Below are 25,455 nucleotides of genomic sequence, written 5' to 3'. Positions count from 1 at the left end.
CCCCTCTCCCCGCGCGGGAGAGGGCCGGGGTGAGGGGGTGTTTGACGTTAGACGGAAATGCGGGGCGGAGACGCCTAGGCCCCCTCACCCCCAGCCCCTCTCCCGCGAGGGGAGAGGGGAGGCAAAGGGCGGCGCTTGCTCCCGCCTGCCCCATCACCGCTGCTCCCGCGCGGCGAGCGCGCGCTCGGCGTCCACGATGTAGTCGCGGATCACCGGCACGTCGTCGCGCTTCTCGGAGAGGAGGAGCTGGAACACCATGTTGGAGCCGTGCAGGAAGCCCAGCTCCACGGCGGCGAGGTAGAATTCCCACATGCGGCCGAAGCGCTCGCCCATCATGGCGTCGGCTTCCGCGCGGCGGGCCATGAAGTTCCGGCGCCAGGCGCGGATGGTCCAGTAGTAATGCAGCCGCAGCACCTCGCAATCGTCCACCCACAGGTGCGTGCGCTCGGTGGAGGCAAACACTTCCGACAGCGCCGGCACATAGCCGCCGGGGAAGATGTATTTGCGGATGAACGGCGCCGTGGTGCCGGGGGGCGACATGCGGCCGATGGCGTGGATCAGCGCGAAGCCACCCGCGTCCAAGAGGTTGCGGATGGTGGTGAAATATTCGTCGAAATGGGCGACGCCCACATGCTCCATCATGCCGATGGAGACCACGCGGTCATACTTGCCGGTGAGGTTGCGGTAGTCCACCTCGCGGAAGTCGATGGAGCCCGCCACGCCCGCGGCCTCCGCAAGCCGCCGGCTCTCGGCCAGCTGTTCGGGCGAGACGTTGATGGCCGTGACGTGGGCTCCGCATTCCTTCGCCATGTAGATGGCGAGCCCGCCCCAGCCGGAGCCTATCTCCGCCACCCGCATGCCGGGGGAGATGTTCAGCTTCGCCGCGATGTGGCGGAACTTGTTGCGCTGGGCGTCGGCCAGCGGCTCGTCGGGATGGGTAAAGTAGGCGCAGCTGTACGCCATCGTCTCGTCCAGCCACAGCCGGTAGAAGTCGGCCGGGTGGTCGTAATGGGATGAGACGTTCTCCTTCGCCTTGCCGACGGGGTTCGCCTGCTGGAACCGCCGCACCGAGCGCCACGCCTTGCGCAGCGCCTGCTGCACCGGATGGGAGCCGAGGCCCTTGCGGTTCACCGAGAAGAGATTGAGCAGCTCGAACGCGCCGGCCCCGTCCTCGAAGGAGAGGCGGCCGTCCATATAGGCCTCCGCCGCCACCAGCTCCGGATTGAAGAACAGGTCGCGCTCCAGCTTCTTGTCGTGCATCCGCACCGTGACGGACGGGCCGTCCTTGCCCGAGCCGAACACGTAGCGCTGGCCATCGGCCGTGATGACCGTGAGCTGGCCCTTTTCCACGAAGCGGCTGAGGAGGTGGGAGAGGAGGCGCATTCAGAAGGCTCCGGCAGGCGCCCTGTCCCGCACGAGCGGGAGGGACGGGGAGGGGGCGGGTGTGCCGGACATTTTCACATGACGGTCCGCTAGGCCACCCTCGCGCTCCGGCCAAACCAAACCGAAAGGACTCCCTCTCCCCTTGCGGGAGAGGGTTGGGGTGAGGGGTGTGGCGCCGTTCGTCCCTGCATCCGGAATGCGGCAAGGCACCCCCCTCACCCCCGGCCCCTCTCCCGCAAGGGGAGAGGGGAGGAGCGTGGTGAAGAGATGTCGCGCCGCAAGCATCACGCGAATTCCAGGATCACCGCATCCACCGCGAGGCTGTCGCCGGCCTTGGCGTGGACGGCCTTGACCATACCGTCGCGCTCGGCACGCAGCACGTTCTCCATCTTCATGGCTTCGACGATCGCGAGGATCTCGCCGTTCTTCACCTCCTGGCCGGGCACCACGGCGATGGAGACCACGAGGCCGGGCATGGGGCAGAGCAGCTCCTTGCCGCCGCCCGCATTCTCCTTCTTCGGCATCAGCGCCGCCAGCGAGGCGGACAGCTCGGTATAGACCTGCGCCTTGGTGGAGATGCCGCGATGGGCGAGCACGTAGCCGTTGGGGATGGGGCGCACCTGCACCGCTACCTGGTCGGCGTCGATGGTGCCGGTCCACACCACGTCGCCGGGCTTCCAGGTGGAGCGCAGCAGGTGGATATGCCCGGGGGTGCCGTCCGCCTCGAAGATCTGCACCTTGAAGCCGCCGTCCACCGCCTCGACCTCGCACGGGGTGGAGATGGTCGCCTCGCCGGCCGAGAGGTTGACGATGCGGCGCTTGGCGAAGCGCCACGTCACGCCGGAAGTCTGGCCGGAGATCTGGCGCTTGCGGGTGTTCTGGATGTGGTCGATCACCGCCGCCACAGCGGAGAGCGTATGAGTCAGCTCACCCTCGGGGGCGCGGGCGACGAAGCCTTCGGGATATTCCTCGGCGATGAAGCCGGTGGAGAGGTTGCCCGACTGCCAGCGCGGATGGGACATCAGCGCCGAGAGGAAGGGGATGTTGTGGCCGATGCCGTCGATGGCGAAGGCATCCAGCGCATCCGCCTGCGCCTCGATGGCGATGGCGCGGGTGGGGGCGTGGGTGACGAGCTTCGCGATCATCGGATCGTAGAAGATGGAGATCTCGCCGCCTTCATAGACGCCCGTGTCGTTGCGCACGGTGATGGGGCCGTCCTTGCCTTCCGCCGGGGGCCGGTAGCGCACGAGGCGGCCGGTGGAGGGCAGGAAGTTGCGGTAGGGGTCTTCCGCGTAGATGCGGCTTTCCACCGCCCAGCCGGTGAGCTTCACGTCGTCCTGGGTGATGGAGAGCGGCTCGCCGGCGGCGACGCGGATCATCTGCTCCACCAGGTCGATGCCGGTGATGAGCTCGGTGACGGGATGCTCCACCTGCAGGCGGGTGTTCATCTCCAGGAAGAAGAAGCTCTTGTCCTGCCCGGCGACGAACTCCACCGTGCCGGCGCTGTCGTAGCCCACCGCCTTGGCGAGGGCGACGGCCTGCTCGCCCATCTTCTTGCGGGTGGCTTCATCGAGCAGCGGGGAGGGGGCTTCCTCGACGACCTTCTGGTTGCGGCGCTGGATGGAGCACTCGCGCTCGCCGAGATAGATGACGTTGCCGTGCTTGTCGCCCAGCACCTGGATTTCGATGTGGCGCGGATCGACGATGAACTTCTCCACGAACACGCGGTCGTCGCCGAAGGAGGACTTGGCCTCCGAGCGGGCGCGGTCGAAGCCGTCCTGCACCTCGTCGCGGGAATAGGCGATGCGCATGCCCTTGCCGCCGCCGCCGGCGGAGGCCTTGATCATCACCGGATAGCCGATCTCGTCGGCGATCTTCGCCGCTTCTGCGCCGGAGGCGATCTCACCGAGATAGCCGGGCACGGTGGAGACGTTGGCCGCGGCGGCCGCCTTCTTGGACTCGATCTTGTCGCCCATGGCCTCGATGGCATGGGGGTTCGGGCCGATGAAGACGATGCCGTGCTCGGCGAGGAGCTTGGGGAAGGAGGCGCGCTCGGAGAGGAAGCCGTAGCCGGGATGCACGGCCTCGGCCCCGGTCTTCTTGCAGGCCTCCACGATCTTCTCGGCGATGAGGTAGGACTGGGCGGCCTGCGGCGGGCCGATATGCACCGCCTCGTCCGCCATCTCCACATGGAGGGCGTCCTTGTCGGCGTCCGAATAGACGGCAACCGTCTTGATGCCCATCTTGCGCGCCGTCTTGATGACGCGGCAGGCGATCTCACCCCGGTTCGCGATCAGGATCTTCGAGAACATGGCGTTCGTTCCTTTGCGCCAGCGGCGCTGAATTCTTAGCGGTCCTCTCCGGTGTCTTCCCCTCTCCCCAACGACGTCGGCTGTTGCCGACTTCGTCATTTCTGACCGATCTCGGCGGCTGCCGTGATCGGGCGGGAGAGGGCGCCGGAGCGCAGCGGAGGCGGGTGAGGGGGCTGGCCGGCGTCTGGCGCAGCGGCGCGATACCCCTCACCCCGGCCCTCTCCCGCAAGGGGAGAGGGAGATCACCGAAATCCCGGCCTCACACCGGCATGTTGTCGTGCTTGCGCGGGGGCTGCTCCAGCTTCTTGGTGCGGAGCATGGCGAGCGCCCGGGCGAGGCGGCGGCGGGTGGAGCGCGGCGTGATGACCTCGTCGATGAAGCCCCGCTCGGCGGCGACGAAGGGCGAGAGGAAGCGCTCTTCGTAATTCTTGGTCTGGGCGGCGATCTTGTCCGGGTCGCCCATGTCCTGGCGGAAGATGATCTCCACCGCGCCCTTGGCGCCCATCACCGCGATCTGGGCGGTGGGCCAGGCGTAGTTCACGTCCGCGCCCACATGCTTGGAGGCCATCACGTCATAGGCGCCGCCGAAGGCCTTGCGGGTGATGACGGTGACGAGCGGCACGGTCGCCTGGGAATAGGCGAACAGCAGCTTGGCGCCGTGCTTGATGAGGCCGCCATATTCCTGCGCGGTGCCGGGCAGGAAGCCGGGCACGTCCACGAAGGTGACGATCGGGATCTCGAAGGCGTCGCAGAAGCGCACGAAGCGGGCCGCCTTGCGGGAGGCGTCCGAGTCGAGCACGCCGGCCAGCACCATGGGCTGGTTGGCGACGAAGCCCACCGTGCGCCCTTCGATGCGGCCGAAGCCGGTGAGGATGTTCTTGGCGTAGGCCGCCTGGATCTCGAAGAAGTCGCCCTCGTCCACGACTTTCAGGATCAGCTCCTTCATGTCGTAGGGTTTGTTCGGATTGTCCGGCACCAGGGTGTCGAGGCTGGCGTCGATGCGGCCCGGATCGTCGAAGGAGGGCCACTCGGGCACGCCGTCGATGTTGTTGGCGGGCAGGAAGTCGATGAGGCGCCGGGTCTCCAGCAGCATCTCGACATCGTTCTCGAACGAGCCGTCGGCCACCGAGGACTTGGAGGTGTGGACCTTGGCGCCGCCCAGCTCCTCGGCGGTGACGGTCTCGTTGGTCACCGTCTTCACCACGTCCGGGCCGGTGACGAACATGTAGGAGGTGTCGCGCACCATGAAGATGAAATCGGTCATGGCGGGAGAGTAGACGTCGCCACCCGCGCACGGCCCCATGATGAGCGAGATCTGCGGAATGACGCCCGAAGACAGGACATTCCGCTTGAAGACTTCGCCGTAACCGCCGAGCGCCGCTACACCTTCCTGGATGCGCGCGCCGCCGGCGTCGAACAGGCCGATGATGGGTGCGCGGGTCTTCAGCGCCATGTCCTGGATCTTGGTGATCTTGCGCGCATGCTCCTCGGAGAGGGAGCCGCCGAACACCGTGAAGTCCTTGGCGAAGATGAAGACCTTGCGGCCGTTGACGGTGCCCCAGCCGGTGACGACGCCGTCGCCGGGGATTTTCTGGTCTTCCATGCCGAAATCGACACAGCGGTGCTGCACGAAGGTGTCGTATTCCTCGAACGTGCCGCGATCGAGCAGCAGGCTGATGCGCTCGCGGGCGGTGAGCTTGCCGCGCGCATGCTGCGCCTCGATGCGCTTGATGCCACCGCCAAGGCGGGCGACACCCCGCCGGCTCTCGAGCTCCTCAAGGATGTCCTTCATGCCGGGCGCCTTTCAGTGGGGCCAGAGGTAGATTTGAGACTAGCGGGTTCCAGCGGCCGAGCCAGAGCTTTCCGGCGCGTGGCGCATCTGGCTCCCGCAAGTGCGTCGCAGTTCGGCTAACAGGAGTTGCGGCGTAGTGGAATATGTGAAAAATTGACAATGCGAATTGTAAATCATTCACAATCCGGAACTCGAAGCTCTGGCGGTACAGGACGTTAGGTTGGGTGCGTCCCAATACCATTCCGAGCGTTGGGAGGCGTGATGCGCCAGAAGGTGTTCGCCGGCCATGCGGTGCGCCGGCTGCGCGAGAAGCTGGGCCTCAAGCAGGGCGAACTCGCTCAGCGCCTCGCTGTCTCGCCCTCCTACATCAACCAGATCGAGAGCAACCAGCGCCCGCTCACGGCCTCAGTGCTCATCGCCATCTCGCGCACCTTCGCGGTGGACATCACCTCCTTCGGCGCGGAAGACCTCGACCGTCTGGTCGCCGACCTGCGGGAGACGGCGGCGGACCCGCTGTTCAAGGATCTCGACCTCGGCCTTCAGGACATGAAGGCGGTGGCGAACCTTTCGCCGGCCTTTGCCCACGCCTTCCTGCGGATGCATGTCGCGCTGCGCCGCACGGCAGAATGGCGCGCCTCCCTCGACGACATGATCACGGCCGGCGTCACGCCGGGCGCGGACGAGGCGAAGCTGATCCCCTACGAAGAGGTTCGCGACTTCTTCCATTACATTGACAATTACGTGGATGGACTTGATCGCGCAGCGGAAAATGCCGCAGCGTCACTCTCTATCATGGAGGGGGCGGAGCCCGGCGCAGCCATCGCCGCCCATCTCGCCCGCCGTCACCAGGTGCAGGTGGAGATCGGTCCGGCGGACCCCGACGCTCCCCTCTCCCGCTACGACCCGCGGGCGCGGCGGCTCGTTCTGTCCGGCGTGCTGCCGGCGGCGACGCGTGCCTTCCGCATGGCCGTCACCATGGCCCAGCTGGAGCATGGGGCGCTGGTGGAGCACACGGTCGCTTCCGGCGCGTTCCGCAGCCAGACGGCGGCGGAGATCTGCCGGCTCGCGCTGCAGAACTATTTCGCAGGTGCGTTGATACTTCCTTACCGCCGCTTCCTCGAACTTGCCCGCCGCCTGCGGCACGATCTCGATCGCATGGCGCTGGAGACCGGGGCGAGTCTGGAGCAGGTCTGCCACCGGCTCTCCACCCTCCAGCGGCCGGGGGCGAAGGGCGTGCCCTTCTATTTCGCCAAGGTGGACCGGGCCGGCAACATCACCAAGCGCCACTCGGCGACGCGCTTCCAGTTCGCCCGCCACGGTGGCGCCTGCGCGGCCTGGAACGTCCACGAGGCGTTCGAGGTGGCGGGCCGCACGCTGGTGCAGGTGGGCGAGATGCCGGATGGCGCCCGCTACATTTGCCTTGCCCGCGCGGTGTCGAGCCCGGCGCTGCGCCACGGCCAGCCGGCACGGGCCTTTGCCTTCGGCCTCGGCTGCGAGGTCTCCTTCGCCCATGACATCGTCTATGCGGACGGGCTGGACCTGAAGGCGGCGCCGGTGGCGAAGCTCGGCGTCTCCTGCCGCATCTGCCCGCGCCGCGACTGCGATCTGCGGGCCTTTCCGCCCCTCGATCGGGACATCCGCATCGACGAGAACGTGCGCGATATCGTCCCGTTCACCATCTCCTGACGCAATTCGGCCGCGCCGGCGCTCATGAAACGCCGCGCCTGCGCACACGAAACGCCATGAGGGCGGGTTTAAAGTATCCTCATCGGCTCAATGCGAGTCGCATGGGAGTGGTCCATGAGGGTGCTGAAGCTGACCGGCTGGGTCGCCGGGTTGGCCATGGCGGGGATCGTATCGGCGCAGGCCGCGCCGGCCTTCTCCACGGCAAACGTCAACATCCGGACGGGGCCGGATACGGAATTCCCCAGCCTCGGCGTCATTCCCGACGGCTCGCCCATCGAGGTGGAAGGCTGCCTCCAGGATGAATCCTGGTGCGACGTCATCTGGCAGGATTTCCGCGGCTGGGTGTACAGCGAATATATCGGCTACGAGCAGCAGGGCCGCACCGCGGTGCTGCCCGATTGGGGCCTCGCCGCGGTCGGCGTGCCGGTGGTGGCCTTCGCCGCCTCGCAATACTGGAATACCTATTACGTCAATCGGCCGATCTATGTGAACCAGCCCTGGTACGCGGATCGCTACCGCTGGGAGGGCTACAACCCGCGGCCGCGTCCCGGCTGGGGCCCGCCGCCTCCCGGCCCGCGTCCGCCCGGCTGGTGGCGCACCGGTTATGTGCCGCCTCCCGGCATGAGGCCCCCGCCGGATGCCCCGCGTCCGCCGCCCAACTGGGGCCAGCCCGGCTATCCCGGTAGCCCCGGCTATCCGCCCGGCCGTCCCGGCTATCCCGGTGGACCGGGTGGCCCTGGCGGTCCCGGTTATCCGGGTGGTCCCGGCCAGCCCGGTGGTCCTGGCGGTCCTGGTTATCCCGGCGGCCCCGGTGGTCCCGGTGGTCCTGGTTATCCGGGTGGCCCCGGCCAGCCCGGCGGTCCTGGCGGTCCCGGTCATCCGGGCGGCCCTGGTGGTCCGGGTGGCCCTGGTTATCCGGGTGGTCCCGGTCAGCCCGGCGGTCCTGGCGGTCCCGGTCATCCGAGTGGCCCCGGTGGTCCTGGCGGTCCCGGCTATCCGGGTGGTCCCGGTCAGCCCGGCGGTCCCGGCTATCCGGGTGGTCCCGGTCAGCCCGGCGGTCCCGGTGGTCCGGGTGGTCCCGGCTATCCGGGTGGCCCCGGCCAGCCCGGTGGTCCTGGCGGTCCCGGTGGTCCGGGTCAGGTGCAGCCTGGTCAGCCCGGCGTTCGTCCGGGCCAGCCCGGCGTGCCTCCGGGACAGGGCCAACCCGGTCAGCCCGGCGTTCGTCCGGGCCAGCCCGGCGTGCCTCCCGGTCAGGGCCAGCCTGGTCAACCCGGCGTTCGTCCGGGTCAGCCCGGCGTGCCTCCCGGTCAGGTCCAGCCCGGCCAACCCGGCGTTCGTCCAGGCCAGCCTGGCGTGCCTCCGGGACAGGGCCAGCCCGGCCAACCCGGCGTTCGTCCGGGCCAGCCCGGCGTGCCTCCGGGACAGGGCCAGCCCGGTCAGCCCGGCGTTCGTCCGGGTCAGCCCGGCGTGCCTCCGGGACAGGGGCAGCCCGGTCAGCCCGGCGTTCGTCCGGGTCAGCCCGGCATGCCTCCGGGTCAGGGCCAGCCGGGGCAACCCGGCCAGCCCGGCCAGCCGGGCGCGCGTCCGGGGCAGCCGTCGCCGGCCGAGCGCCAGCAGCAGTTGCGCCAGCAGCAGCAGGAGCTGAACCAGCAGCGCCAGCAGCAGCAACAGCAGCTGCGCCAGCAACAGCAGGAGCAGATCCAGCAGCGTCAGCAGCAGCAACAGCAGCTGAAGCAGCAACAGCAGCAACAGATCCAGCAGCGTCAGCAGGAGATGCAGCAGCAACGTCAGCAGCAACAGCAGCAGATCCACCAGATGAACCAGCAGCGCCAGCAGGAGATGCAGCAGCAGCGTCAGCAGTACCAGCAGCAGCGCCAGCAGCTGATCCAGCAGCAACAGCAGCGCCAGCCGCAGCAACAGCAGCAGCAACCCCCGCAGCGGCAGCAGCCGCAGGGGGGTGGCGGCGGCAACCGGTGCCAGGGCCCGGACTGCCCGCAACCGCGCTGAACGAAAAGGAGAGCCCGGCCGCAACGCCGGGCTCTCTGCTTTCAGGGCCCCGCCCATCGACGCGCGGCCCGAGGCGGGTTATGGGCACACCATGTCCGCTCCCCTGCGAAATCCCGCGCCCGTGCTGCGCTTCGCCCCGTCGCCCACCGGCCTGATCCATGTGGGCAACGCCCGCACCGCGCTCCTCAATGCGCTGATCGCCCGCCGCGCCGGTGGCACCTTCATCCTGCGTTTCGACGACACGGACGCCGCCCGCTCCCGCACCGAATATGCCGATGCCATCGCCGCCGACCTCGCATGGCTCGGCATCGCGCCGGATGTCACTGTGCGCCAGTCGGGCAGGATCGCGGACTATGCGGCGGCGGCGGAGCGGCTGAAGGCCATGGGCCACCTTTATCCCGCCTACGAGACCGAGGAGGAGCTGGACCTCAAGCGCGGCCTCCAGCGCGCCCGGGGCCTGCCGCCGGTCTATGACCGCGCCGCCCTTGCGCTCTCGCCCGAAGACCGCGCGCGGCTGGAGGCCGAGGGCCGCCGCCCGCACTGGCGGTTCCGGCTCGATCATCGCGTGGTGGCGTGGGACGACGGCGTGCGCGGGCCGCAGCAGGTGGATACGGCCACCCTTTCCGACCCGGTGCTGGTGCGCGCGGACGGCAGCTTCCTCTACACCTTGCCCTCGGTGGTGGATGATCTGGCGCTGGGCGTGACGCAGGTGATCCGTGGCGAGGACCACGTGACCAACACGGCGGTGCAGATCGAGATCTTCGAGGCGCTGGGCGGTCCGGTGCCCGGCTTCGCCCACCACAATCTGCTCACCCTTCCCTCCGGCGAGGGCCTCTCCAAGCGGCTCGGCCACCTCTCCTTGTCGGCGCTGCGCGAGGCGGGGCAGGAGGCGCTGGCGGTGGCCGCGCTCTCCGTGCTGGTGGGCACCTCCCATGCGGTGGAGCCGGTGGACAGTCTCGATGCGCTGGCGGCGATGGTGGACCTCTCCGCCATCTCCCGCGCGCCGGCCCGTTTCGATCCCGCCGACCTCGACGCGCTGACCGCCCGCTCCCTCCACATCATGCCCTTCGCCGCCGCCGCCGCGCGGCTTCAGGCGGCGGGCATCGATAGTGGGGAGGCATTCTGGCTCGCGGTGCGGGCGAACCTCGCCCGGTTCGAGGATGCGCGGGGCTGGTGGGAGATCGTCGCCGCGCCGCAGGCGGGCGTCATCGCTGACGCGGATCGCGCCTTCCTCACTGAAGCCGCCGGCCTGTTGCCGGCCGAGCCATGGGATGGTGGAACGTGGAAGGCCTGGACGGGCGCGGTGAAGGCCGCGACGGGGCGCTCCGGCCGTGGCCTGTTCCACCCCCTGCGCCTCGCGCTGACCGGCCGCGAGACCGGGCCGGAACTCGCCGCCTTGCTGCCGCTCATGGGCCGCGCGCGGGCCGAGGGGCGGCTCAAGGGGGCGGTGGCGTGAGGGGACGCAGGGACTAAAGAAGAGCTGTCATGCCCGGGCACGTCCCGGGCATGACGCTTGCTCGGGATAAAGAGGGCCGCCTTTAGTTCAGCGGCACCGTCACGAACTCCTGCTTGCCCTCGCCATCGGAGACGAGGAACAGAGCGGAGCGCTTGCCGGCCTTGCGCAGGGCATCGATCTGCTTCTCCACGTCGGCGGGGCTGGCCACCGCCTCCTGGCCCACCTGCACGATCACCTGCCCCGCCTTCAGCCCCTTGTCGGAGGCCGCCGAGGATCGGTCCACGTCGGTGATGACGACGCCGGAAATCTCGCTCTTGATCTTGTAGCGCTTGCGCAGATCGTCGCTCATGGCGGAGAGCTCGATGCCGAGCGCCTTCCGGGGCGGCACCTTCTGCGCCTCGGGGGCGGGCTTGGAGCCCTCCGGCTTGTCGTCCTCGGGCATGCGGGCGACCTTGACGCGCAGGGTCTCCTCCTTGCCCTTGCGGATGACCACCACCTCCACCTCGCTGTCGGCCATGGTGTCGGCCACCGTGCGGGTGAGGTCGCGCACTTCCTTGATGTCGCGGCCGTTGAACTTGACGATCACGTCGCCGGCCTTGATGCCGCCTTGGGCGGCTGGGCTGTTCTCCGTCACCACGCCGATCAGCGCGCCGCGCGGCTTGCCGAGGCCGAGGCTCTCGGCGATGTCCTCGGTGACGGGCTGGATGCGCACGCCGATCCAGCCGCGACGCACCTCCTTGAACTGCTCGATCTGGGCGATCACCGGCTGGGCGGTGGCCGAGGGCACGGCGAAGCCGATGCCGATGGAGCCGCCCGAGGGGGAGATGATGGCGGTGTTGATGCCGATCACCTCGCCTTCCATGTTGAACAGCGGGCCGCCGGAATTGCCCCGGTTGATGGCCGCGTCGGTCTGGATGAAGTTGTCGTAGGGGCCGGAATTGATGTCGCGGTTGCGGGCGGAGACCACGCCCACCGTGAGCGTGCCGCCGAGGCCGAACGGATTGCCGATGGCCATCACCCAGTCGCCCACGCGCAGCTTCTCGCTGTCGCCGAACTTCACCGCCACGAGGGGCTTGGGCGGGTTGACCTTCAGCAGGGCAAGGTCGGTCTTGGTATCGCGGCCGATCACCTCGGCCTTCAGCTTCGAGCCGTCGTTGAAATTGGCGAAGATCTCGTCGGCGTCCGAGATGACGTGGTTGTTGGTGACGATGAAGCCTGAGGGGTCGATGACGAAGCCGGAGCCCAGCGAGGAGACGCGACGCGAGCGCTGTTCGCTGCCATCTTCCGGGCGGCGCTTGAAGAATTCGTCGAAGAAGTCCTCGTAGGGCGAGCCGGGCGGCAGCTGCGGCGCCGGCACCGAGCGGGAGGGGGCGACGTTCTGCGAGGTGGAGATATTCACCACCGCGTCCATCACCTTCTCGGCCACGTCCGCCACCGTATCGGGCCCCTTGCCGGGCGCGGCATGGAGCGGCGCGCTGCCGATGCCGCCGAAGGCGACCACCGCCGCCAGGAGCAGCGCGGGCAGCCGGGAGCGGCCGGAGAGGAGACGGGAAGGCACGAACGGTGCAGGCATGGCTGTCCTCGAGATCATCCCCTGAGGCTGCGACGCCAGCGCGCCGGGCGCAAGCCCCGCGATGCTCACGATCCGGCGGGCAGGGGAGGGGGCACCCTCGGGGACGATTGCGGCAATCTCATCACCACCCGCCTCCGCTCGCCGACCGCCCATCGTCCGGCAGCCATCGTCACCCGCCTTGTGCGGGTGATCCACCGCGCCGCCTGTCCGCGCTCGGGGACACCTGCGCCCCAAACGACAATCGCCCGCACGAGGCGGGCGATGACGCTGAGGAATGAGAGAGGATCGGGACCTGAGGCGGCGTTGCCGCCTCAGAAGCTCCGCACCAGGAACACCACCAGCACCCCCAGGGCGCCGACGCCGAGGCCGGCGAGGCGCATGGGGGTTTCCGGGGCGTGGAGGACCGCCCGCATGGCCTTGCGCCACGCCGCCGGGAAGGCGGCGAGGCACAGGCCCTCGATGGCCAGCATGAGGCCGAGGGCGGCCAGGAGGTCCTTCATGCCGCCTGCCGGGCCGGTCAGTTGCCGGCCGCGGGAACGGCGACGGGCGCGCCTGCCGCGGGCACTCCCGTCGGGTTCTGGAAGAAGCGGAAGAAGTTCGAATCCGGCGCCAGCAGCATGCGGGTGTCGGACGACTTCATGCTCGCCTCATAGGCCTGCATGGAGCGGTAGAAGGCGAAGAAGTCCGGGTCGCGCTGGTAGGCGTCGGCGAAGATGCGGTTTCGCTCCGCATCGCCCTCGCCGCGCAGTTGCTCGCCCTTGGAGTTCGCTTCCGCCACCACGATGGTGACCTCGCGGTCGGCGCGGGCGCGCAGGCGCTGGGCTGCTTCGTTACCCTGGGCGCGGATTTCCGCGGCTTCCCGCTGGCGCTCGGTCTGCATGCGCTGGAACACGGCCTGGCTGTTGGCTTCCGGCAGGTCGGCGCGGCGGATGCGGACATCCACCACGGTGATGCCGAAGTTCGCCGCCTCGCGGTTCACCTGCTCGCCGATCTGCCGCATCAGCGCTTCGCGCTGGTCACGCAGCACGCTGGTGAAGGTGTTCTCGCCGAGCACCCGGCGCAGGGCCGAGTTGAGCACCGTGGAGAGGCGGGAATTGGCGCCCTGCACCGTGCCCACCGACTGGTAGAAGCGCAGCGGGTTGGTGATGCGGTAGCGCGCGAAGGCGTCCACCACGAGGCGCTTCTGGTCCGCCGCGATCACTTCCTGCTGGGGGTTTTCCAGGTCGAGGATGCGGTTGTCAATATAGACCACGCTGTCGATGAACGGCACCTTCCAGTGCAGTCCAGGCGTGGTCACGGGCGCCAGCGGATCGCCGAGGCGCAGCACCAGCGCCTGCTGGGTCTGGCTGACGATGTAGGCCGACGAGTAGACGAGGACGAGGGCGATGACGCCGAGGACGGCGATGACGCCGCCGAAGACCGGATTTCTCATCGGGCGGCTCCCTGGGGCTGCGTGGCCGGCGCCGGGGCGCGGCGGGACGTATCGGTCAGAGGCAGGACGGGCACGACGCCGCCACCGCCCTGGCGGGCCGCGGAGGGATCGACCAGCACCTTGTCCACGCTGCCGAGCACGCGCTCCATGGTTTCGAGGTACATGCGCTGGCGCGTGACCTCCTTCGCCTTCTTGTACTCGTCGAACACCTTGAGGAAGCGGGCCGCCTGGCCGCGAGCCTCCACCACGGTCCGCTCGCGATAGGCCTGGGCCGCGTTCTCGATGCGGGAGGCCTCGCCGCGGGCTTCCGGCAGCACGCGGTTGGCGTAGGTCTGCGCCTCGTTCTGGGCACGCTCGGCGTCGGCGCGGGCGGCCTGCACGTCGCGGAAGGCGTCGATGACGAGGCTCGGCGGATCGACCTTCTGCATCTGCACCTGGGTGACCTGCACGCCGGCCTTGTAGCCGTTGAGCACCTGCTGCATCAGCTCCTGCACGCCGGTCTCGATGTTCTGCCGGGCGCCGGTGAGGATGGGCTGGATGTTGGTGCGGCCGATGACCTCGCGCATGGCGCTTTCGGCCACGGCCTTGATGGTGCCCTCGGGATTCTGCACGTTGAAGAGGTATTCCTCGGCGTTGTTGATGACCCAGAACACCGAGAAGTCCACGTCGACGATGTTCTCATCGCCGGTGAGCATCAGGCTCTCCTCGGCCACGTCGGTGGTCCGGGTGCCGTTGCGGCGCGTGTCCTCGCTCACCCGCATGCCGATGTCGATGCGGTTGACGAACGTCACCTTGGGCGTGAGCACGGTCTCGATGGGATAGGGCCAGTGATAGTTCAGGCCCGGCTGGGTGATGCCGACGAACTTGCCGAACCGCAGCACCACGCCCTGCTCGTCGGGCAGCACGCGATAGAAGCCGGAGAGGAACCAGCCGGCCACCACGAGCGCGATGACGAGGATGATGCCATTGATCCCGAAGGATCCGGGCATGATGGAGCGCAGGCGGTCCTGGCTGCGGCGGATCAGGTCTTCAAGGTCTGGCGGCGTCGGTCCCGATGAAGAGGGTCCCGAACCCCAGGGACCCCGCGGCCCATTACCCCATGGGCCGCCACTCTGATTCTTCCACGACATCCGTCGTCTCCCGTGGGCGGTGCCGCCACCGGCACCCGCGTCGCTGATCCTGCCACCGGCGCGGATGCGGACTGGCCGCACGCTAGCACGCCGCCCGCAGCGGGTCGCCCGGCGCAGACGACTCCGCTGGGGAGCGCATCTGCCGGACAAACCCGTTCGGCGGGAAGGACCGGGACGTGGCACGCCGCGTCAGGCCTGCCCCGCCGGGCCAGGTGGTTATAGGAAACCGCGCACCGCCTTTCAACGCGGTGCGCGGTCAGCTCAGTGCGCAGATAAGGTTGACCTCGCGCTTACGCAACGGGAGGGCTGGCGACCTGGAGACGTTCTCCTGCGGCCTGGGCGCGCGCCTGCGTGGCCGCGCCGCGATAATGGTCGAGCACGAACAGGCGGATGGCGGAGGAGAGATTCCCCTGCGACCGGCCGGAATCGATGGTCGCCACGAGATCGGACAGGGTAAGCCGGCGGCCGCTCGCAATCTCCTTCAGAGCCTCCCAGAAGGCATCCTCGAGACTGACGCTGGTCTTGTGCCCGGCGATGACGATGGATCTTTTAACCACGGGGCTTTTCATGTTCATCCCTCTCGGTCAGGGCGTGGCCCTCAAGGTGGCGCTCTTGTCGCGCGTGCTCGTCCGCTTGTTGCTGACGCTCAGCCTTGGTCCGACCGAATCGGATCCGATTTTGGCTGGCTGCCGCATCAGCCGCCTGACGGGCCCTCGCCTTGCGCGCCCGGTGAAGATTGACCACGTCGCCCAACGCTTGCCTCACCTTGCCGTCGGATTCCTCCGCGCCGACGGCAGATGATCTTCTGTACGGCCGGCGTCACGCGTCAGGCCACTTAGCCCGCCGAGGAATTTTACCTCATTGAGCACAGTCAAGATATGGCTAAATTCCAAGGAGGTAACATCCCTCCGATACCTCTCTGGAACTATTTTAGGGTAGCGCTGCGCCTCCCCCAGCGGGCGTGAGCTGTGCTAAGGACCCGCCCGCCCGCGTCTTAAGGAAAGGCCCGCCATGACCACCCGCACAGAGACCGACACATTCGGTCCCATCGAGGTTGAATCCGATCGCTACTGGGGCGCGCAGGCGCAGCGCTCGCTCGGCAACTTCAAGATCGGCTGGGAGAAGCAGCCGCTGCCGGTGGTGCGCGCCCTCGGCATCGTCAAGCGCGCCGCCGCGGAAGTGAACCGCGATCTCGGCCGCCTCGATCCCAAGCTCGCCGAGACCATCGTCGCCGCCGCCCAGGAAGTGATCGAGGGCAAGCTCGACGCCCACTTCCCGCTGGCCGTCTGGCAGACCGGCTCCGGCACCCAGTCCAACATGAATGCCAATGAGGTGATCTCGAACCGGGCCATCGAAATGCTCGGCGGGGAGATGGGCTCCAAGAAGCCCGTGCATCCCAACGATCACGTCAATATGAGCCAGTCGTCCAACGACACCTACCCCACCGCCATGCACATCGCCTGCGCGGAGGAGATCGTCCACCGCCTGCTGCCGGCGCTGAAGCACCTGCACGGGGCGCTCGCCGCCAAGTCGGCCGAGTGGAAGGACATCATCAAGATCGGCCGCACCCACACCCAGGATGCGACGCCCCTCACGCTGGGGCAGGAATTCTCCGGCTACACCCAGCAGGTCGAGAACGGCATCAAGCGCATCGAGATGACGCTGCCGGCGCTCATGGAGCTGGCGCAGGGCGGCACCGCCGTGGGCACCGGCCTCAACGCCCCGGTCGGCTTTGCCGAGAAGGTGGCGGAGAAGATCGCCGGCATCACCGGCCTGCCCTTCACCTCGGCGCCGAACAAGTTCGAGGCGCTCGCCGCCCATGACGCCATGGTGTTCTCGCACAGCGCCATCAACACGGTGGCGGCCTCGCTGTTCAAGATCGCTAACGATATCCGCCTGCTCGGCTCCGGCCCGCGCTCCGGGCTCGGCGAGCTGTCGCTGCCCGAGAACGAGCCCGGCTCCTCCATCATGCCGGGCAAGGTGAACCCCACCCAGTGCGAGGCGCTGACCCAGGTCTGCGTGCAGATCTTCGGCAACAACGCCGCGCTCACCTTCGCCGGCAGCCAGGGCCATTTCGAGCTCAACGTCTACAATCCGGTGATGGCCTACAACTTCCTCCAGTCGGTGCGCCTGATGTCCGACGCGGCCATCAGCTTCACCGACAATTGCGTGGTGGGCATCGAGGCCCGCGAGGACAACATCAAGGCGGCGCTGGAGCGCTCGCTGATGCTGGTCACCGCGCTCGCCCCGAAGATCGGCTACGACAACGCCGCCAAGATCGCCAAGACCGCCCACAAGAAGGGCACAACCCTGCGCGAGGAGGCCGTGGGCGGCGGCTACGTGACCAACGAGGAGTTCGACGAGGTGGTGCGGCCGGAGAAGATGATCTCTCCCGGCTGATCGATCCGCGATCATGGAAGCTTGGCGGCGGCACCCGGCACGGGTTGCCGCCGCCTTCGTTTTCGGGCCTGCTCCGGCCATGGCGGAAGCGGGCAGGGGAGAGTGAATGGCGGACCTCACCGAGATCGACATCGCGGCGCTCAACCCCACCCAGCTCACGCTCGGATTGCAGGAGGTGGAGCGGCGCGCCGCGCAGATGCGCAAGTTCTCCCGCCGCGAGCTGAGGACGCTGAAGGAGAACCGGCCCGTGCCCTACGTCGTCGGGCCGAAGCGCCGATTCTACATGATCGACCACCACCATCTGTGCCGGGCGCTCATCGACATCGGTGACAAGACCGTGCTCCTCGGCGAGGCGCGGGCCGACTGGTCGGACCTCGACCTGAAGGCCTTCTGGCATCGCATGGAAGCCGAGGGCCTGTGCTGGCCCATCGATGTGGACGGCAACCGCCGCCCCTGCCTGAAGATCCCCCGCCACGTCAGCGAACTCACCGACAATCCCTGGCGCACCCTCGCCCGCGGCGTGCGCGGGAAGGCCTATGCCAATGAGGACACGCCGTTCCAGGAATTCATGTGGGGCAATTACTACCGCTCCTTCATGACCACGCGCCTGCTGGAAACCGACATCGCGCTGGCCGAAAAGCTTGCCATCAAGGTCTCGCTTCTGGACGAGGCGCAGGATCTGCCGGGCTATCTGGGCAAGGCGTGAGGATGGGGGCTCCGGATTGTCCCGGAACCTTTCTCGACCTTTGCCGTGTTATAAGCACGCCGCAGCCGGATGCGGCGTCAGGGGAGGGGCCACCATGTCCATCGTGCTTCGTGAATTTGCCCGCCTGCGGGCGCCGCTTTTCGCCATGCTTGCCGCGCTGACGCTGGCGGGCTGCGGCATCAATGTGATTCCCACCGAGGAGGAGCGCGCCAAGGCGGCGTGGAGCGAGGTGCTGAACCAGTACCAGCGCCGCTCGGACCTCATTCCCAATCTGGTGGAGACGGTGAAGGGCTATGCCGCCCAGGAGAAGGACGTGCTGACCTCGGTGATCGAGGCACGCGCCAAAGCCACCTCCATCCGGGTGGATGCCTCGACCATCACCAATCCCGAGCAGTTCAAGCAGTTCCAGGATGCGCAGGCGGGGCTGTCCTCGGCACTGGGCCGGCTGATCGCGGTGTCGGAGGCCTATCCGGACCTGAAGTCCAACGCCAACTTCCTCGCCTTGCAATCGCAGATCGAGGGCACCGAGAACCGCATCGCCGTGGCGCGGCGCGATTATATCGAGGCGGTGCGCGTCTATAACACCGAGCTGAAGACCTTCCCGGGGGCGCTTTGGGCCGCCACGCTCTATCGCGCCTACAAGCCCATGGAGACCTTCACCATCTCCGAGCAGCAGATGCAGGTGCCGAAGGTGAAGTTCAACTGATCGGGGAGTGACGGCGATGGGCCACCAGATGGGCCGTCCGCGCGCCCTTGCGGTTCCCCGGCCGGCCACGCGCTTCGCGCTCGTGCTGGCCGGGCTTCTGGCGCTGTGCCTTGCCGTCGCGTCCGTCGCCGTCGCGCCCGCATGGGCTGAGCTGACCTTCCCGCCCCTCACCGGGCGGGTGGTGGATGCCGCCCATGTGCTCGATCCCACCACCCTCGCCGCGCTGGATGCCAAGCTCGCGGCGCAGGAGGCGAAGGCCACCGACCAATTGGTGGTGGCCACCGTTCCCTCGCTACAGGGCACCTCCATCGAGGATTACGCCAACCGCCTGTTCCGCACCTGGCAGATCGGCCAGGCGAAGAAGAACAATGGCGTGCTCCTCCTCGTCGCCCCCAGCGAGCGCAAGGTGCGCATCGAGGTGGGCTACGGGCTCGAAGGCATCCTCACGGACGCGGTGTCGGCCACCATCATCCGCAACGCCATCGTACCCGCCTTCAAGTCCGGCGACATGGCGGCCGGCATCGTGAAGGGCACGGACGCCATTCTCGAAATCCTCAATCTCGATCCGGACGAGGCGAAGGCGCGGGCGAAGACGCTGGAATCGTCCGACTGGACCGAGGAGGAGGTGGACAACCTCATCTTCCTCGCGGTGATGGTCATCTTCATGGGCTTCATCATCTGGCGCGTCGTGCGCGGGGGCGGGCCGGGCGGCCCGGCGGCCCGCAGGAAGCGCGGCGGCGCGGTGGCCGGCGGTCCGATCTCTTGGGAATGGGGCACCGGCAGCAGCTCCGGCTGGTCCGGCGGCTCCTCTGGGGGCGGCTGGTCGGGGGGCGGTGGCTCCTCCGGCGGTGGCGGCGCCTCGGGCGACTGGTAGTGCGGCCCGCCCTTGCGATTTTACCGTGCGCCTGCAAACTGCCGGTTCCGCCGGCGTAGGGTGAGAGCTTTCCGTGAACCAGCAATCCGCCACGACGACCACCACCGAGGATGCGGGCCGCTACGGCCTGCCGCAGCACGCGCTCCAGCGCATCGCCGAGGCGGTGACGCTGGCGGAAGCCAAGACGTCTGCCGAGATCCGGGTGGTGGTGACACGGGCGCCGCTGGTGCAGCACCCCTTCTTCTCCATCCTGTGGGCCTCGCTGGCGGCGCTGGTGCTGCCGTGGCTCATCGTGCTGGCCTATCCCATGTCGGCGCTCTCGGCGCTGGCGCTGCAGTCCATGCTGTTCGTCATCCTCGCCGCGGCGCTGTTGATGCCCGGAATGGCGGAGAAGGCAGTGCCGCGCCTCGCGCTCAAGGCGGCGGCGCGCAACGCCGCCATCGAGACCTTCCTGAGCTACGGCATTCCCCAGACGGCGGGGCGCACCGGCATCCTCATCTTCGCCGCGGCGCGCGAGCGGCTGGTGGAGGTGGTGGCCGATGACGCCGCCCACGGCCCGCTGGGCGCCGCCGCCTGGCGCGACATCTGCGATGCGGTCGCCGCCCGCGCCCGGGAGGGAAGCCTCGCCGAGGGGCTTGTCGCCGGCGTCGAGAAGGCCGGGGACCTCCTCGCCGGTCCCCTGCCGCGCAAGCCCGACGACCGCAACGAGATCCCCAACCACGTGGTGGTGCTGTAACGGCATAAAGCCCTTTGGTTGTCTTATTTCATAAAGCTCGTTTTAGTTGTATTGTCCGGCCCGGCCACCTTGGGGTGGTGGGGGAGGACATCATGCGGGTTACGGTCAATCCGGTGGACGCCAACGGTCAGCGCTACAGCATCACGCTGGAGAAAACGTCGGTCGACAAGGGTTTCATCTACATCGACCCCGACGGGCCCAAGGACGTGACCATCATCAAGCTCTACGACATTAGAGCCAGTGGGGCCGCAGCCATCCTTTGCCGAGGTGATGTGTCGGGCCCGGACGTCACCATCGTCTGCCGCCTGGTGCCCGCCGGGGAGGACACGCCGCCGCGGCTCCGGGTGGAGATCAGCGGTAGTTTCTTCGGGATGTATGACGGCATCTACGACTACGGTGTCACACCGGAGGAGCTTGAGAGCGCGCTCGCCTTCCTCAAGGCCGCCGCCTTTCCGCCTGTCCCGGCCAACGTCTGAAAGGGAAGGCACCGGCCACAAGGCGCTTAGCCGAAGGTCGTGCGGCATGGCCGATTGAGGGGTGCGCGAGCGCCTTTCCATCGGCCGCGCCGCAGCATAGATTGCGCGCCCGAGCCTTCGGGGCTCATCCAAGGCAAAGGGCTTCCTCTCATGACCAAACCCGCCGTTCGCGTCGCAGTTACGGGCGCCGCCGGTCAGATTTGCTATTCTCTCCTTTTCCGCATCGCCAACGGCGACCTGTTCGGCAAGGATCAGCCGGTCATCCTCCAGCTTCTCGACCTCCCCCAGGCGCAGGGTGCGGTGAAGGGCGTGGTGATGGAGATCGAGGACTGCGCGTTCCCGAATTTCGCGGGCGTGGTCATCACCGACGATCCCAAGGTCGCCTTCAAGGACATCGACGCCGCGATTCTCGTGGGCGCCCGTCCGCGCTCGAAGGGCATGGAGCGCGCCGACCTGCTCTCCGCCAACGCCGAGATCTTCAAGGTCCAGGGCAAGGCGCTGAACGAGGTGGCCAAGCGCGACGTGAAGGTGCTGGTGGTCGGCAACCCCGCCAACACCAACGCCTACATCACCGCCAAGAGCGCCCCGGACCTGCCGGCCCGCAACATTACCGCCATGCTCCGCCTCGACCACAACCGCGCGCTGTCGCAGTTCGCGGCCAAGGCCGGTGTCGAGAGCAAGGACATCGAGAAGGTGGCGGTGTGGGGCAACCACTCCCCGACCATGTATGCCGACTACCGCTTCGCCACCGTGAAGGGCAAGCCGCTGCCGGAGCTCATCAACGATGAGACCTGGTATCGCGAGACCCTGCTGCCGACCGTCGGCAAGCGCGGCGCCGCCATCATCGAGGCCCGTGGCCTGTCGTCCGCGGCCTCCGCGGCCAACGCCGCCATCGACCACATGCATGACTGGATCCACGGCACCGCCGGCAAGTGGGTGTCCATGGGCGTGGCGTCCGACGGCTCCTATGGCGTGCCCGAGGGCATCGTTTTCGGCATGCCTGCCATCTGCACCGCGGGCGAGTATGAAGTGGTCCAGGGCCTGCCCATGGACGACTTCTCCAAGGCCCAGTTCGACAAGACCCTCAAGGAGCTGCTGGAAGAGCGCGACGGCGTCGCCGCACTCCTCGGCTGATTCCTTTCAAGATCGCCCCTCCCGCGCCGCGGGAGGGGTCATTTGTTAAAAAAGAATGAATTACCGGCGGGGTGGGTGCGATTTACGGCTGCGGTCACGCCTTCGTAAGCCTCAAAGCCGCGTATTTACGGGAAAGTCCGGTCGATCCTTATTGACTGAACGCGACTCTCCGGTTAGAAGCAGCCCACTTTCGCGGCAGGCGGTCGGCGTCTGAGTGATTGTTCCCTTCGGTTTCAGCGCTCCCAAGTGCTTGAAGGGCCGATCTTGAAGCCGAAACGCTGCCAGGAACAGCACTGCGATAACTTCAGGTGCATGATCGCGGCGCCGGCCGGGAAAAAAGCCCCGGTATAGCGCGCTGTGATCCTCTGTCGCGAGAAAGGCGTGTCTGCCCCCGTTTGGGCGGTGGACGGCGCCTTTCGTGTTCGTCGGTGCGAAGGGAATTCAGGCCCCCTCGGGGCCAGTCGTGGCGATCCTTCACAGGGGTCGTCGAAATGAAGGATGCGGCCAAGGCCGCAGATCAGGACGAGGCGAAGGCGTACATGCCGACGATCAACCAGCTGATCCGTAAGCCGCGCGAAGCGCAGAAGGCGCGCGACAAGGCGCCGGCGCTCCAGGCGAGCCCGCAGAAGCGCGGCGTTTGCACGCGCGTTTACACGACGACCCCGAAGAAGCCGAACTCGGCTCTTCGTAAGGTCGCCAAGGTGCGGCTCACCAACAGCTACGAAGTGATCGGCTACATCCCCGGTGAAGGTCACAACCTTCAGGAACACTCCGTGGTGATGATCCGTGGCGGCCGCGTGAAGGATCTTCCCGGCGTGCGCTACCACATTCTGCGTGGCGTGCTGGATACCCAGGGCGTGAAGAACCGCAAGCAGCGCCGTTCGAAGTACGGCGCGAAGCGGCCGAAGTGATAGTGAGGATCTGAACGATGTCCCGTCGTCACAAGGCCGAGCGCCGCGAAGTCATCCCGGACGCCAAGTATGGCTCGACCACCCTGTCGCGCTTCATGAATTCCGTCATGCGCGACGGCAAGAAGTCGGTTGCCGAAGGCATCGTCTATGGCGCCCTCGACGTGGTCGAGGCCAAGGCGAAGCACGATCCGGTCGAGGTCTTCATCCAGGCGCTCGAGAACGTTGCCCCTGCGGTGGAAGTTCGCTCCCGCCGCGTCGGTGGCGCGACCTACCAGGTTCCGGTCGAGGTGCGCACCGAGCGTCGCCAGACCCTCGCGATCCGCTGGCTCATCGCCTCGGCCCGCGCCCGCAACGAGAAGACCATGGTGGAGCGTCTCTCCGCCGAGCTGCTCGATGCTGCCAACAATCGCGGCTCCGCCGTGAAGAAGCGCGAAGATACGCACCGTATGGCGGAAGCCAATCGCGCGTTCTCGCATTACCGCTGGTGATCGGAGAGGACTGAGCGATGGCCCGTACTCACGCGATCGAGGACTACCGCAACTTCGGCATCATGGCCCACATTGATGCCGGCAAGACCACCACGACCGAGCGGATCCTCTATTACACCGGCAAGAGCCACAAGATCGGCGAAGTCCATGATGGCGCTGCCACCATGGACTGGATGACCCAGGAGCAGGAGCGCGGCATCACCATCACGTCGGCCGCGACGACTGCTATCTGGCAGGGCAAGCGCCTGAACATCATCGACACCCCCGGGCACGTGGACTTCACCATCGAGGTGGAGCGTTCGCTCCGCGTGCTCGACGGCGCCGTGTGCGTGCTGGACGGCAACCAGGGCGTCGAGCCGCAGACCGAGACCGTGTGGCGCCAGGCGGACAAGTACAACGTGCCGCGCGTCGTGTTCGTCAACAAGATGGACAAGATCGGCGCCGACTTCTACCGCTGCGTCGAGATGATCGTGGACCGCGTCGCCGGCAACCCGGTGTGCTGCCAGCTCCCGATCGGCTCGGAGAGCAACTTCAAGGGCATCATCGACCTCGTCCGCATGAAGGCGGTCGTGTGGGAAGACGAAGCCCTCGGCGCGAAGTACCATGACGAGGAGATCCCCGCGGATCTCGCCGACAAGGCCGCCGAATACCGCAACAAGCTGGTGGAAGCCGCCGTCGAGCTCGACGACGACGCCATGGCTGCCTATCTCGACGGCACCGAGCCGGACGAGGCGACCCTCAAGCGCCTGATCCGCCTCGCCGTCATCGGCCGCAAGTTCAACCCCGTGTTCTGCGGCTCGGCCTTCAAGAACAAGGGCGTGCAGCCCCTGCTCGACGCGGTGGTGGACTATCTGCCGTCGCCGATCGATCGCGGCGCGATCAAGGGCATCGACTTCAAGACCGAGGAAGACACCGTGCGTCTTCCCTCGGACGATGAGCCGACCTCCGTGCTTGCGTTCAAGATCATGGACGACCCGTTCGTCGGCACCATCACCTTCTGCCGCGTCTATGCCGGCAAGATGGAAACCGGCATGGGCCTGCTCAACTCCACCCGCGACAAGCGTGAGCGCGTCGGGCGGATGCTGCTGATGCACGCCAACAACCGGGAAGACATCAAGGAAGCCTATGCGGGCGACATCGTCGCTCTCGCCGGCCTCAAGGATGTGCGCACCGGCGATACCCTCTGCGATCCGGCCAAGGCTGTGATCCTGGAGAAGATGGAATTCCCCGAGCCGGTCATCGAGATCGCGATCGAGCCCAAGTCCAAGGCCGACCAGGAGAAGCTGGGCATTGCCCTGTCTAAGCTGGCTGCCGAGGATCCGTCCTTCCGCGTGTCGACCGACTTCGAGAGCGGCCAGACCATCCTCAAGGGGATGGGCGAACTGCACCTCGACATCAAGGTCGACATCCTGAAGCGCACCTACAAGGTCGATGCCAACATCGGCGCTCCGCAGGTCGCCTATCGTGAGACCCTCACGAAGAAGACCGAGGTGGACTACACCCACAAGAAGCAGACCGGTGGTACCGGCCAGTTCGCGCGGGTGAAGTTCACGGTGGAGCCGAACGAGGCCGGCAAGGGCTTCTCGTTCGAGAGCGCCATCGTCGGCGGCGCGGTGCCGAAGGAGTACATCCCGGGCGTCCAGAAGGGCCTCGAGAGCGTGCTTGGCGCCGGCGTGCTGGCGGGCTTCCCGGTGGTGGACGTCAAGGTGACGCTCACCGACGGCGCGTTCCACGAAGTGGACTCGTCGGCCCTGGCGTTCGAGATCGCGTCCCGTGCGGCGTTCCGCGAGGCCCTGCAGAAGGGCACCTCGGTGCTGCTGGAGCCGATCATGAAGGTCGAGGTGGTGACCCCGGAAGACTACACCGGCTCGGTCATCGGCGACCTGAACTCCCGTCGTGGCCAGATCCAGGGCCAGGACATGCGTGGCAACGCCAACGTCATCAACGCGATGGTGCCGCTCGCCAACATGTTCGGCTACGTGAACACCCTGCGCTCCTTCAGCCAGGGGCGTGCCACCTTCACCATGCAGTTCGACCACTACGAGCAGGTGCCGTCGAACGTCGCTCAGGAGGTTCAGGCCAAGTACGCGTGATCGCGTTGGCCTGAACCCCACTTCACCCTTTCTGATCACGCCAGAGAGACCCAACGGAGAGTCCCATGGCCAAAGAGAAGTTCAACCGCTCGAAGCCGCACTGCAACATCGGCACGATCGGTCACGTTGATCACGGCAAGACGTCGCTGACGGCTGCGAT

Annotated in this window: 23 protein-coding genes and 1 pseudogene; 15 read left to right on the top strand and 9 right to left on the bottom strand. The window is 67.5% G+C overall.

Translation table 11 applies throughout. The features are described from left to right. Positions 1–153: 153 nt before the first annotated feature. The 3 genes from FHT36_RS12140 to FHT36_RS12130 form a co-directional block, all read right to left on the bottom strand. Entirely contained in the window at positions 154–1,383 is a 1,230-nt protein-coding gene (locus FHT36_RS12140; RefSeq protein WP_169122780.1) for a cyclopropane-fatty-acyl-phospholipid synthase family protein, read from the bottom strand. 284 nt (positions 1,384–1,667) lie between these two features. Then, the gene (locus FHT36_RS12135) at positions 1,668–3,695 is read right to left on the bottom strand and encodes an acetyl/propionyl/methylcrotonyl-CoA carboxylase subunit alpha (protein ID WP_169122779.1); all 2,028 of its coding nucleotides are present in this window, start codon (positions 3,693–3,695) and stop codon (positions 1,668–1,670) included. A gap of 259 nt (positions 3,696–3,954) precedes the next feature. Continuing rightward, positions 3,955–5,487, bottom strand: a complete 1,533-nt coding sequence (locus FHT36_RS12130; protein WP_169122778.1) for an acyl-CoA carboxylase subunit beta — start codon at positions 5,485–5,487, stop codon at positions 3,955–3,957. 261 nt (positions 5,488–5,748) lie between these two features. Between FHT36_RS12130 and FHT36_RS12125 the strand changes: the two genes are divergently transcribed. The 4 genes and pseudogenes from FHT36_RS12125 (at position 5,749) to FHT36_RS12115 (ending at position 10,636) form a co-directional block, all read left to right on the top strand. Further along, positions 5,749–7,173 carry a short-chain fatty acyl-CoA regulator family protein gene (locus FHT36_RS12125; protein ID WP_169122777.1) on the top strand — a complete coding sequence of 475 codons (1,425 nt, stop codon included), beginning with the start codon at positions 5,749–5,751 and terminating at the stop codon, positions 7,171–7,173. A gap of 90 nt (positions 7,174–7,263) precedes the next feature. Next, a pseudogene (locus tag FHT36_RS24935) lies at positions 7,264–7,521 on the top strand (SH3 domain-containing protein); the annotation flags it as partial. A 1,176-nt stretch (positions 7,522–8,697) separates the two neighbouring features. After that, complete coding sequence (locus tag FHT36_RS24465) at positions 8,698–9,180, top strand: hypothetical protein (RefSeq protein ID WP_246702244.1); 483 nt, start codon at positions 8,698–8,700, stop codon at positions 9,178–9,180. Positions 9,181–9,271: 91 nt separating this feature from the next. Continuing rightward, the gene (locus FHT36_RS12115; RefSeq protein ID WP_169122775.1) at positions 9,272–10,636 is read left to right on the top strand and encodes a glutamate--tRNA ligase; all 1,365 of its coding nucleotides are present in this window, start codon (positions 9,272–9,274) and stop codon (positions 10,634–10,636) included. Between the two features lie 82 nt (positions 10,637–10,718). Here the strand turns inward: FHT36_RS12115 and FHT36_RS12110 are convergent, their stop codons facing one another. The 6 genes from FHT36_RS12110 to FHT36_RS12085 all read right to left on the bottom strand — a co-directional run bounded on the left by FHT36_RS12110 (position 10,719) and on the right by FHT36_RS12085 (position 15,515). Then, positions 10,719–12,209 (bottom strand): DegQ family serine endoprotease, encoded by a 1,491-nt coding sequence (locus FHT36_RS12110; RefSeq protein WP_169122774.1) that lies wholly within the window; start codon positions 12,207–12,209, stop codon positions 10,719–10,721. A 311-nt stretch (positions 12,210–12,520) separates the two neighbouring features. Beyond that, on the bottom strand, positions 12,521–12,709 hold the full coding sequence (locus FHT36_RS12105) for a DUF2065 domain-containing protein (RefSeq protein WP_169122773.1): 189 nt from the start codon (positions 12,707–12,709) through the stop codon (positions 12,521–12,523). A 17-nt stretch (positions 12,710–12,726) separates the two neighbouring features. Beyond that, positions 12,727–13,641 carry a protease modulator HflC gene (gene hflC, locus FHT36_RS12100; protein WP_169122772.1) on the bottom strand — a complete coding sequence of 305 codons (915 nt, stop codon included), beginning with the start codon at positions 13,639–13,641 and terminating at the stop codon, positions 12,727–12,729. Next, a complete protein-coding gene (gene hflK / locus FHT36_RS12095) occupies positions 13,638–14,771 on the bottom strand; it encodes an FtsH protease activity modulator HflK (RefSeq protein ID WP_169122771.1) in 1,134 nt (377 codons plus the stop codon). Before hflK ends, hflC begins: the two co-directional genes overlap by 4 nt. Positions 14,772–15,061: 290 nt before the next feature. Beyond that, positions 15,062–15,340, bottom strand: coding sequence for a ribbon-helix-helix domain-containing protein (locus FHT36_RS12090; RefSeq protein ID WP_169122770.1), 279 nt, complete (start codon positions 15,338–15,340; stop codon positions 15,062–15,064). Next, the gene (locus tag FHT36_RS12085) at positions 15,321–15,515 is read right to left on the bottom strand and encodes a DUF4169 family protein (RefSeq protein WP_229647000.1); all 195 of its coding nucleotides are present in this window, start codon (positions 15,513–15,515) and stop codon (positions 15,321–15,323) included. Before FHT36_RS12085 ends, FHT36_RS12090 begins: the two co-directional genes overlap by 20 nt. 267 nt (positions 15,516–15,782) lie before the next feature. Here FHT36_RS12085 and fumC point away from each other — a divergent pair, with 267 nt between their 5' ends. The 11 genes from fumC to FHT36_RS12030 all read left to right on the top strand — a co-directional run. After that, positions 15,783–17,171 (top strand): class II fumarate hydratase, encoded by a 1,389-nt coding sequence (gene fumC, locus FHT36_RS12080; protein WP_169122769.1) that lies wholly within the window; start codon positions 15,783–15,785, stop codon positions 17,169–17,171. 106 nt (positions 17,172–17,277) lie between these two features. Continuing rightward, entirely contained in the window at positions 17,278–17,877 is a 600-nt protein-coding gene (locus tag FHT36_RS12075; RefSeq protein ID WP_169122768.1) for a ParB-like protein, read from the top strand. A gap of 94 nt (positions 17,878–17,971) precedes the next feature. Continuing rightward, on the top strand, positions 17,972–18,583 hold the full coding sequence (locus tag FHT36_RS12070; protein WP_169122767.1) for a LemA family protein: 612 nt from the start codon (positions 17,972–17,974) through the stop codon (positions 18,581–18,583). A gap of 16 nt (positions 18,584–18,599) precedes the next feature. Continuing rightward, entirely contained in the window at positions 18,600–19,457 is an 858-nt protein-coding gene (locus tag FHT36_RS12065; RefSeq protein WP_246702199.1) for a YgcG family protein, read from the top strand. Positions 19,458–19,530: 73 nt separating this feature from the next. Further along, positions 19,531–20,193 carry a TPM domain-containing protein gene (locus FHT36_RS12060; protein WP_169122766.1) on the top strand — a complete coding sequence of 221 codons (663 nt, stop codon included), beginning with the start codon at positions 19,531–19,533 and terminating at the stop codon, positions 20,191–20,193. Positions 20,194–20,285: 92 nt separating this feature from the next. Continuing rightward, positions 20,286–20,669, top strand: coding sequence for a hypothetical protein (locus FHT36_RS12055; protein ID WP_169122765.1), 384 nt, complete (start codon positions 20,286–20,288; stop codon positions 20,667–20,669). Positions 20,670–20,819: 150 nt separating this feature from the next. Then, complete coding sequence (locus FHT36_RS12050; RefSeq protein WP_169122764.1) at positions 20,820–21,803, top strand: malate dehydrogenase; 984 nt, start codon at positions 20,820–20,822, stop codon at positions 21,801–21,803. Positions 21,804–22,342: 539 nt separating this feature from the next. Next, on the top strand, positions 22,343–22,714 hold the full coding sequence (rpsL, locus tag FHT36_RS12045) for a 30S ribosomal protein S12 (protein WP_012113697.1): 372 nt from the start codon (positions 22,343–22,345) through the stop codon (positions 22,712–22,714). 17 nt (positions 22,715–22,731) lie between these two features. Further along, positions 22,732–23,202 (top strand): 30S ribosomal protein S7, encoded by a 471-nt coding sequence (rpsG, locus tag FHT36_RS12040; RefSeq protein ID WP_024278437.1) that lies wholly within the window; start codon positions 22,732–22,734, stop codon positions 23,200–23,202. Between the two features lie 17 nt (positions 23,203–23,219). Further along, on the top strand, positions 23,220–25,295 hold the full coding sequence (gene fusA / locus FHT36_RS12035; protein WP_169122763.1) for an elongation factor G: 2,076 nt from the start codon (positions 23,220–23,222) through the stop codon (positions 25,293–25,295). A 65-nt stretch (positions 25,296–25,360) separates the two neighbouring features. After that, a partial coding sequence (locus FHT36_RS12030) for a GTP-binding protein (RefSeq protein ID WP_246702215.1) occupies positions 25,361–25,455 on the top strand: 95 nt, incomplete at its 3' end.

The sequence above is a fragment of the Xanthobacter sp. SG618 genome, from assembly GCF_012932745.1.
Lineage (GTDB): Bacteria > Pseudomonadota > Alphaproteobacteria > Rhizobiales > Xanthobacteraceae > Xanthobacter > Xanthobacter flavus.
The sequence above is the reverse complement of the archived record's forward strand: the minus strand, read 5'-3'. Positions and strand labels throughout refer to the sequence as shown.